This is a genomic window from Pseudonocardia sp., assembly GCF_025465255.1.
Taxonomy (GTDB): Bacteria; Actinomycetota; Actinomycetes; order Mycobacteriales; family Pseudonocardiaceae; genus Pseudonocardia.
In genome coordinates, this window is record NZ_JAODNI010000021.1 from 1 (window position 1) to 9,008 (window position 9,008).

Genomic DNA, 9,008 nt, shown 5'->3' on the forward strand with positions numbered 1-9,008 from the left:
GACCCGGCTGTGCGGGTCTGCCCGCGGACCCGCGCTGCGGGTCACCGGAGCCACCGGGCTCGACTGCGCCGGGAGCGGGCGAGCCCGGCCCGCCGGATCCGCCCGGCCTCGCGGGACGGCTGCGCCCAGGAGGAACCGGCGGGGCGGCAGGGCTGCGCTGCTCGGGTCGTCCTCCGGGCGGCTGGTCCTGCCGACCGGCGGGTGGGCCGCCGGCACCGGGCCTGCGTGGCGGTGCGGAGCCGCGACGCGGTTCCTGGCCCGCCGGCCTGCGGGGCGGCGGGCCGTCGCCACGGAGGGGGCCGTCCGGCCGCGACGGGTCGTGCGGTCGGGCAGGGCGGTCGGGCCGTGCAGGGCCGTCGGGCCGAGCGGGGCCGTCGGGCCGTGCAGGGCCGTCCGGCCGGGGCGCCGGTCCGTCGGAGCGGTCGGCGTGCCGCGGCCCGGGGTCCCGGTGCGCGGCGGCGACCGGGACCCGTGGGTCCGAGGGGTCCCGGGCCGTCGTGCGGCGGGCGGCGCCGGACCAGACCGCGCCGCGGGAGCCGTCCCGTTCGGCGCGTCTCGGCCACGGACCGTGATCCGGGCCTGCGGAGCCGGGGGCCGGGATGTCGGGGGTGGCGGGCGGGGCGGTGGTCCGGGGCCTGTCGGCGCCGGGGAAACCGAACCGCTGGGACTCGGGGAGATCGGATTCGTACAGGGGAGATTCCTGCCCGGGGGAGCGGGGAGCGGACGGGTCGGAGCCAGGGGGGAGCTGCTGCGACCGGGGGAGCTGCTGGGACACGGGGACCTCGCGGGACAGCCCGCGGCGCGGTTCGTCTCCGCTCACGGTGGGCCACCCCCTGTCAGGCGTCAGGAACGATACGCGGGCCGCGTGAGGTGGCCGTTCGCCCGCAGGTGGGCGGCGGAGTCCGGCGAGTCACGACGGGATCTCGACGCCGAGATCCCGGGGAGAATACTGAACGTCACCGCGGGGGTTCCGTGCCCCTATTGGTAGGACACGAACGCGGGTGTCGTCGGTCCCACCGCGAGGGTCTGCGCCGGGGTGTACATCGGCCGGTCCTCGTCCACGAAGTTCTTCCATCCCCAGGTGATTCCCGCAGGTGAGGCCTCGTGGAGCGCCGCCCAGGTCTCGGCCTTCTCCGCACTCGTGCCGAACCCGTCGGCGTGGATCACAACGGACAACTCGTCACGGTCCGTGACGAGTCCGGCACGATTCCTGATCATCGCCGTCCGGAACTGGTGGAGCATCAGCAGTTTCTGCGGCAGCCCGTGATCGCGGGTGAGGTCGGCCAGCCAGCCGGAGACGCGATCGACCTCCGCGGCGTCCACCGAGCCCACCTGGACGCGGTGCATCTGGCCGGGGCCGAGCCGCCACTCCGGGTCGAGCGCGAGCCCGACGTTCGGCCGGGCCAGCAGGTCCGCGTAGAGCTTCGCCTGGGCGAGGAAGTCCGAGCGTCCCGGCTGCAGGTCGAGCACGACGTAGATCCCGGCGGCGGCCGCGGCGTCCACCCACGGCACCAGGTCCGCCACCCTCGACTCGACGGAGTAGTCCCCGTCCGCGCCCGGCGAGGACGACGCGACGGTCGTGACGATCTCGAACGCCGGGACGACGGTGTCCTCCGTCAGCGGCCGGTACTCCTGCGCCAACCGCTGTGCCCGCTGCACCGACCGTTCGATCCCCTGCTCGCCCAGCACGCCCATCGCCGCCGAGCCCGGACGCCCGTACAGCGCGACCATCCGGCGGCCGGGGAACAGCGTGGTGCCGCCGCCGGGAAGCTCCGGGACGGGCGGCGGAGCGGCAGTGGTGGCCGTTGGCGCGTCCGGCGCGGCGGCCGGGGCCGGGGGGAGCGCGCGGGGTTCGGCGGCACCCGTCGCGCAGCCGGCGACGATCGCCAGGACCAGCAGGAGGGACGCCGGGAGCGCCGGTGACCGTCCGTGCGCCGCGCCCTCCACCTGTCGGGACGCTAGTAGGCCCCGATCGGGAGCGCCCGGCGACACGCGCCCACCGGCCGTCGCGTACCGGAACGGACCAGCGACGCCCTGGGGGCGAGGCTCAGCGCATCCGGGCGACGGGCATCGTCGGCCCGCCGTCCTCCCCGTCCCGGAGCGGACGCCCGCGCAGGATCCGCTTCAGTGCCGCGGTGTGCCGGCGGCTGACGGGCAGCTCGGGCGCGTTCTGTCCCTGGCCGACGCGCACCACGTACCCCGAGCCGGAGAGCCGCAGCTCGGTGATCAGCGGCAGTGCGACGAGGAACGCGCGGTGAATCCGCACGAACCCGGCCTCGCGCCAGCGCTCCTCGAGCACGGACAGCGGGATCCGGACGAGATGGCTGCCGTCGAGGGTGTGCAGCCGCGCGTAGTCCCCCTGCGCCTCGACGAAGCGGACCGACGAGCGGGGGACCAGCTTCGTCGTACCGGCCAGCTCGACGGGGATGACCTCGTCCTCCGGCGGCTCCTGGCGCGGCGGCGGGCCGAAGCCGCGCGGCGGCGCGGGCGGGTGCGGGTGTCGGCTGCCGTCCATCGGCACGTGCCGGGGCGGCGGCGCGGCACGCGTGGCGAGGGTGCGGTCGATCGACCCGGCGAGGCGTTCGGAGCGCAGCGGCTTGAGCAGGTAGTCCACCGCGCCGATCTCGTAGGCGTCCACGGCGCGGTCGTCGTGCGCGGTGACGAAGACGACCGGCGGCGGCGACGCCATCGCGGAGAGCACGCGGGCGAGCTCGAGCCCGTCGAGTCCGGGCATACGGATGTCCAGGAACACCAGGTCCACGCCGGACGAGCCGGGCGCGCTCCCGGGCCTGCTGCCCAGGATCCGCAACGCCTCGGTCGCGTCGGGCGCGGTCAGCACGGTGCCGACCCGTCGATCCTCGCTCAGCAGGTGCGCGAGCTCCTGCAACGCAGGTTCCTCGTCGTCGACGGCCAGGACCGTGAGCCCGCCCGGTACCTCGCTGCTCACGAGCGCCTCCTCGTCGCGGGCCGGGAGCGAAAACCCGCCAAGTGTGTCGTGACTGCAGCCACACGCTAGCGAAGCCCGATCGGGTGGCCGACGCCCGGTCCTGGCCCGCCGCCGAGACCAGCGGCGACAGGCGTCTCGACCAGCGGCGATGCGCACGCGCTGCGGAGGGCGATCATGCCACGAACGGGGGATGGCTGACGTCGGACACGCGGCAGCCGGGGCCCGGGAACATCTCGGCGCGCCCCCGCGTTCGGAATGATTGCGAGTGCAACTACTACACTCGCGGACGCCGCGGAGGCGGCGGAAGGGGGAGCCGACATGCAGTTCGGAATCTTCACGGTCGGGGACGTCACCACCGACCCGACGAACGGCACCACGCCGACCGAGCAGGAGCGGATCCGCGCGATGGTCCGCTACGCCGAGCACGCCGAGGCCGTGGGCCTGGACGTCTTCTCCACCGGCGAGCACCACAACCCGCCGTTCGTGCCGTCGTCCCCGACGACCCTGCTCGGCTACATCGCCGGGCGCACGAAGAAGCTGGTGCTCTCGACGTCGACCACACTGATCACCACGAACGACCCGGTGAAGATCGCCGAGGACTTCGCGATGCTGCAGCACCTGGCCGGCCCGGAGCGCGTCGACCTGATGCTCGGCCGTGGCAACACCGGTCCGGTCTACCCGTGGTTCGGGCAGAAGATGTCGGACTCGGTGCCGCTGACGGTGGAGAACTACCAGTTGCTGCGCCGGCTGTGGGACTCCGAGGTCGTGGACTGGGAGGGGAAGTTCCGCGCGCCGCTGCAGGGCTTCACCTCGACCCCGCGCCCGGTGGACGGCGTCGCGCCGTTCGTGTGGCACGGCTCGATCCGCACGCCCGAGGTCGCGGAGATCGCCGCCTACTTCGGCGACGGCTTCTTCGCGAACAACATCTTCTGGCCGGCCCAGCACTACGTCCGGCTGATCGACCTCTACCGGCAGCGTTTCGAGCACTACGGGCACGGCCGCGCGGACCAGGCGACCGTCGGGCTGGGCGGGCAGTTCTTCATGCGCCGCAACAGTCAGGACGCGTGGAACGAGTTCCGGCCCTACTTCGACGAGGCCCCGGTCTACGGCCACGGCCCGTCGATGGAGGACTTCACCTCGCAGACGCCGCTGACCGTCGGCAGCCCGCAGCAGGTGATCGACCGGACGCTCACGTTCCGTGAGCACTTCGGGGACTACCAGCGTCAGTTGTTCCTCCTCGACCACGCCGGCCTGCCCGAGAAGGTCGTGCTCGAGCAGCTGGACCTGCTCGGCGAGATCCTGCCGACCCTGCGGGCCGAGTTCGAGTCCCGCCGCCCGGCCGGCGTCCCGTCGAACCCGCCCACGCACGCGGAGCGGGTCGCGGCGAAGGCGGCCGCGGCGGCGGAGCAGGTGGCCACGGCCGTCTGACCGCGGAGGCCGTCCGGTCGCCCGCGACGTGCACCCCCGGGGCCCGGACGTTCCGGGGCCGCCGGGAGTTCCCCCCTGTGATGTTCACCCGGAGTGACGAACACGAGTTGCCCCGGCCCGGGCGCGGGCCTCACCATGGATCACGTGATCGAAAGGCGACGGCGCACCGCGGGATCTCCCGTGTGCCGTCGTTCCCGTCACCTCCTGACCCGTCGTCGCATCGTCGACCACCTGCGGACGTCGAGCGCGCTGTGTCGGCTCTTGGCCGATCCCGCCACCTCCCCCCATCCGCAGCTCGTAGGAGTTCCGTCATGACCGTCCCGACCCACGACCGCCCCGGCGCCTCGCCCGTACCGGCGCAGACCCGGAAGCCCGCTCCGACCCGCGACGATCGCCGTTCCGCGATCGTCGACCGGCTGCTGGACTCGCTGGAGGACCTCGTCGTCCGGCACCGCGCCCTCGCGGGCGACGACCAGCAGGTCGAGCTGCACGCCGAGCTCATCGCCGCCGAGGTGGCGCACGAGCTCTCGGTCACGCGCTCGGCGCTCAAGCGCAACCCGCCCCTGCGCCACAGCGGCTGAGCCGCACCTCTCGCTCGCATCCCGTCTCACCAGGGCCCGCCCGGAATCCTCCGGGCGGGCCCTCGTGCGTCCGGGCCGGGTGTCCCGGGTCGAGCGGACGGTGGTGACCCCGACCAACGGAGGGGCCTCGCGGCACGCACTCCAGGCCTTATTGTGGCACCGGGTGCCGAAATGCTAGGTTGCACGACACTCAGACTCTGAGCTGCGAAGGGGCAGGTACATGGCCAGCACGAGCGAGTGGTTCGAGACGGTCGCCGAGGCACAGCGGAGGGCCAAGAAGCGCCTGCCGAAGTCCGTCTACATGGCGCTGATCGCCGGCACCGACAAGGGCATCACGGTGTCGGACAACGTGGACGCGTACAGCGAGCTGGGCTTCCGCCCGCACATCGCGAACCTCCCCGCGGAGCGCTCGCAGGCGACGACGGTGCTGGGCCAGGACATCGCCCTCCCCGTGATCATCTCCCCGACCGGCGTGCAGGCCGTGCACCCCGAGGGCGAGGTCGCCGTGGCCCGGGCCGCGGCCGGCGCCGGCACCGCGGCCGGACTGAGCTCGTTCGCGAGCAGGTCCATCGAGGACGTCGCCGCGGTCAACGACAAGGTCTTCTTCCAGATGTACTGGGTGGGCAGCCGCGAGCAGCTGCTGGCCCGCGCGATGCGCGCGAAGAAGGCCGGCGCCAAGGCGCTGATCATGACCCTGGACTGGTCGTTCTCCAACGGCCGGGACTGGGGCAGCCCGCCCATCCCGGAGAAGATCGACCTCAAGGCGGCCGTGCAGTTCGCGCCCGAGGTCCTCCGCAAGCCGCGCTGGCTGCTGGACTTCGTGAAGAGCGGCAAGCTGCCGGACCTCACCACCCCGAACCTCGCGATCGACGGCGAGCCTGCGCCCACCTTCTTCGGCGCCTACTACCAGTGGATGACGACCCCGCTGCCCACCTGGGAGGACGTCGCGTGGCTGCGCGAGCAGTGGGACGGCCCGTTCATGGTCAAGGGGATCATGCATCCGGACGACGCGCGCCGCGCCGTCGACGCCGGGGCCACCGCGATCTCGGTGTCCAACCACGGCGGCAACAACCTCGACGGCACCCCGGCCTCGATCCGGGTGCTCCCGGGCATCGCGGAGGCGGTGGGCGACCAGGTCGAGGTCCTGCTCGACGGCGGCATCCGCCGCGGCAGCGACGTCGTCAAGGCACTCGCGCTCGGCGCCAAGGCGGTCATGATCGGCCGCGCCTACCTGTGGGGCATGGCCGCCAACGGCGAGGCGGGCGTCGCGAACGTCCTGGAGATCATGAAGCAGGGGATCGACGCGGGCCTGCTCGGCCTGGGCAAGTCGTCCATCCACGAGCTCACCCGGGACGACCTGCTGATCCCGGAGAACTTCGCGGTGGGCGCGAAGGCCTGACCCCGGCGTCGCGGGGGAGGGGGCGGTGAACGCCGCCCCGCCCCTCCCGGCCGCTCGCCCTCCACGATCGTGTGATTCGCGGCGTAACGGGTACCCCGTCTCGTCAGCGGGCCCGGCGCGCGTGCGCCGCGGGAGGGAGTCGCACGTGGTCGTCCAGATCGAATCGACGCGGGCGTGTCCGCGCGACGACGAGTGGAACACCCGGCACCGCGACGAGGTGCCGCTGCGCCGGGCGGACCGCAACTTCGCCGAGCTCCTGCAGGAGCTCCGCGTCGTCCTGACCGGTGTACAGATCCTCTTCGGCTTCCTCCTCACGCTCTCGTTCAGCGAGCGCTTCACCCGCCTCGACGGCTTCCAGCACACGGTCTTCGTCGTGACGCTCACGGCCGCGGCCCTGGCCTCGGCGCTGCTGGTCGCGCCCGTCGCGGCACATCGTGTGGCCTTCCAGCGCGGCCGCAAGCGGGAGCTGGTCCGGTGGGCGCACCAGCTCGCCCTGGCCGGCCTCGGCGCCCTCGCGCTCACCCTCTCGTCCGGGCTGTTGCTCGTCCTGGACATCGCGGCCGGGCGACCGGTCGCGTTCGCGATCACCGGCGCGATGCTCGTCGCGACGCTGGTGCTCTGGGTGCTCGTCCCCCTTCGACTGCGGCGCTGAGATCCGCATTACGGGCCGTGGGCGCCGCGGAGGGGGGAACGGCGCCCGCGCTCGGTTACGCTCCTGAGGTGCGCGTGGCGGGTGCGATCGGCGAGGCCCGGGGCTATGGCCTCCGGGACCACCTCTGCCTGGCCTTCGACGCCCCGGCCGAGTTCGACCGGCAGGCCCGGCTGTTCCTGGCCGAGGGGCTGGAGCGGGGCTGCCGCGTGCTCTACGTCGGCGACAGCCCGCCCTCGGCGGCGGAGCTCGGGGGTGCCCGGCCCGGTGCGGTCCGCGTCGCTCCCGCGGCGGCGACCTACGGCGCCGGCCTCGTCGTCGACCCCCGGGGTCAGGTGCGCGAGTACGCCGCCGCCGTCGCCGAGGCCCTGGCCGACGGGTTCACCGGCCTGCGGGTCGCCGCGCAGGCGACCTCGTTGGTCCGCACGCCCGAGCAGCGGGAGGCGTTCGCCCGGTACGAGCACCTCATCGACCGATACATGACCCGCAACCCGTTCTCGGCGCTGTGCGGGTACGACCGTGTCTCGCTCGGGGCCGACGCGGTGGCCGAGATCGCCTGCATGCATCCGGTCGCCAGCCCGGAGAGCACGCCGTTCCGGTTGCACGCGGGTGACGACGCCCTCGCGGTCGGCGGCGAGCTCGACCGCGCCGGTCTGGACCTGTTCCGGCTGGCGGCGGTCCGCGCGCGGAGTGCCGACGGCGAGGCGCCGGGGTCGGTCGTGCTGGACGTCTCGGGTCTGGACTTCGTGGACCACCGCGGCGTCCTGCTGCTGGCCGAGCTGGGCCGTGGGTGGGGCGGCGAGATCGTGCTCCGCAACGCGCCCTACGGCACGCGGAAGCTGATCGGGCTGCTGGAGCCGGAGGGCGTCCGCGTCGAGGCGGCGGCGTGAGGTCGGGTGCCGCGGCGGGGCACACCGGCTACTTCCACGAGGCCGCCTTCTACGCTTCGGACGAGGAGTTCCTCGCGATCGTGGTGCCCTTCCTGCGGGAGGGCGTCGCGGCGGGGGAGCCGTCGGTCGTCACCCTGGGCGAGGTGAACACGGGCCTGCTCCGGTCGGCGCTCGCGCCGGTGGAGGCCGCCGCGCTCCGGTTCGTGCCGGGCGACCTGCAGTACGCCCGGCCGGCGCGCGCGATCCGGGCCTACCGTTCGATGTTCGACGAGGTCGTCCGGGGCGGCGCGGAGCAGATCCGGGTGGTCGGCGACGTGCCCCATCCCGGGTTCGGGGTGGCCTGGGACGAGTGGGCCCGCTACGAGGCGGCCGTCAACCACACCTACGACCCGTTCCCGGTGTGGGGCCTGTGCCCCTACGACGTGCGGACCGCGCCCGCGGCCGTGCTGGCGGACGTGCGGCGGACCCATCCCCACGTGGCCACCGCGGACGGCGGACACCTCGCCAACCCGGAGTTCGCCGACCCGGTCGCCCTCCTGCGGGACGAGCTCATGACGCCGTGTCCCGCCGAACCCGGCTCGCCGCAGGTCGAGCTGCACGGCCCGACACCGGCCGAGGCCCGGCGCGCGCTGCGCGCCCTGGCCGCCGAAGGGAACGGTTCCCTCGACGAGTCGGCCGTCGACGACCTGCTCATCGCTGTCAGCGAGGCCGTGGACAACGCCTGGTCGCACGGCCTCCCTCCGGTCCGGCTCCGGCTGTGGCACCACGGCCACCGCCTCGTCGCGACCGTGACGGACGGGGGCGGCGGCCCGCGGGACCCCTACGCCGGCCTGCTCCCGGCGGCCGGCAGCGCGACGGCCGGGCTGGGGCTCTGGATGAGTCACCAGATGTGCGATTCGGTGACGCACCACCGGGACCCCGACGGCTTCACCCTGAGGATGACCGCGGGACGGTAGCGGCAGTTCTCCGTCGCCCGCGGAGGCCCTCACGCGGGCAGCTCGTGCAGGCTGTCCAGCAGGTCCGCCAGCCCGCCCACCGCCCGGCCCCGGCGACGGGCGGAGGTGCGGGCCCGGACGTCCGACGGGGAGACGACCCGGTGCCCGTGCGCGCGCAG

At 74.0% G+C, this 9,008-nt stretch carries 8 protein-coding genes; 6 read left to right on the forward strand and 2 right to left on the reverse strand.

From position 1 onward, the window contains the following. Positions 1-978: 978 nt before the first annotated feature. A complete protein-coding gene (locus JWP64_RS02020) occupies positions 979-1,947 on the reverse strand; it encodes a hypothetical protein (RefSeq protein WP_297491596.1) in 969 nt (322 codons plus the stop codon). A gap of 100 nt (positions 1,948-2,047) precedes the next feature. Next, positions 2,048-2,947 (reverse strand): LytTR family DNA-binding domain-containing protein, encoded by a 900-nt coding sequence (locus JWP64_RS02025; RefSeq protein ID WP_297491599.1) that lies wholly within the window; start codon positions 2,945-2,947, stop codon positions 2,048-2,050. A gap of 318 nt (positions 2,948-3,265) precedes the next feature. Between JWP64_RS02025 and JWP64_RS02030 the strand changes: the two genes are divergently transcribed. The 6 genes from JWP64_RS02030 to JWP64_RS02055 all read left to right on the forward strand — a co-directional run bounded on the left by JWP64_RS02030 (position 3,266) and on the right by JWP64_RS02055 (position 8,850). Further along, the gene (locus JWP64_RS02030) at positions 3,266-4,375 is read left to right on the forward strand and encodes a CE1758 family FMN-dependent luciferase-like monooxygenase (RefSeq protein ID WP_297491601.1); all 1,110 of its coding nucleotides are present in this window, start codon (positions 3,266-3,268) and stop codon (positions 4,373-4,375) included. A 311-nt stretch (positions 4,376-4,686) separates the two neighbouring features. Next, a complete protein-coding gene (locus JWP64_RS02035; protein WP_297491603.1) occupies positions 4,687-4,956 on the forward strand; it encodes a hypothetical protein in 270 nt (89 codons plus the stop codon). A 220-nt stretch (positions 4,957-5,176) separates the two neighbouring features. Then, entirely contained in the window at positions 5,177-6,355 is a 1,179-nt protein-coding gene (gene mftD, locus JWP64_RS02040) for a pre-mycofactocin synthase MftD (protein WP_297491606.1), read from the forward strand. Between the two features lie 145 nt (positions 6,356-6,500). Further along, a complete protein-coding gene (locus JWP64_RS02045) occupies positions 6,501-7,007 on the forward strand; it encodes a DUF6328 family protein (RefSeq protein WP_297491609.1) in 507 nt (168 codons plus the stop codon). Between the two features lie 68 nt (positions 7,008-7,075). Next, a complete protein-coding gene (locus tag JWP64_RS02050; RefSeq protein ID WP_297491612.1) occupies positions 7,076-7,894 on the forward strand; it encodes an MEDS domain-containing protein in 819 nt (272 codons plus the stop codon). Next, positions 7,891-8,850 carry an anti-sigma factor RsbA family regulatory protein gene (locus JWP64_RS02055; protein WP_297491616.1) on the forward strand — a complete coding sequence of 320 codons (960 nt, stop codon included), beginning with the start codon at positions 7,891-7,893 and terminating at the stop codon, positions 8,848-8,850. Before JWP64_RS02050 ends, JWP64_RS02055 begins: the two co-directional genes overlap by 4 nt. Positions 8,851-9,008 lie beyond the last annotated feature (158 nt).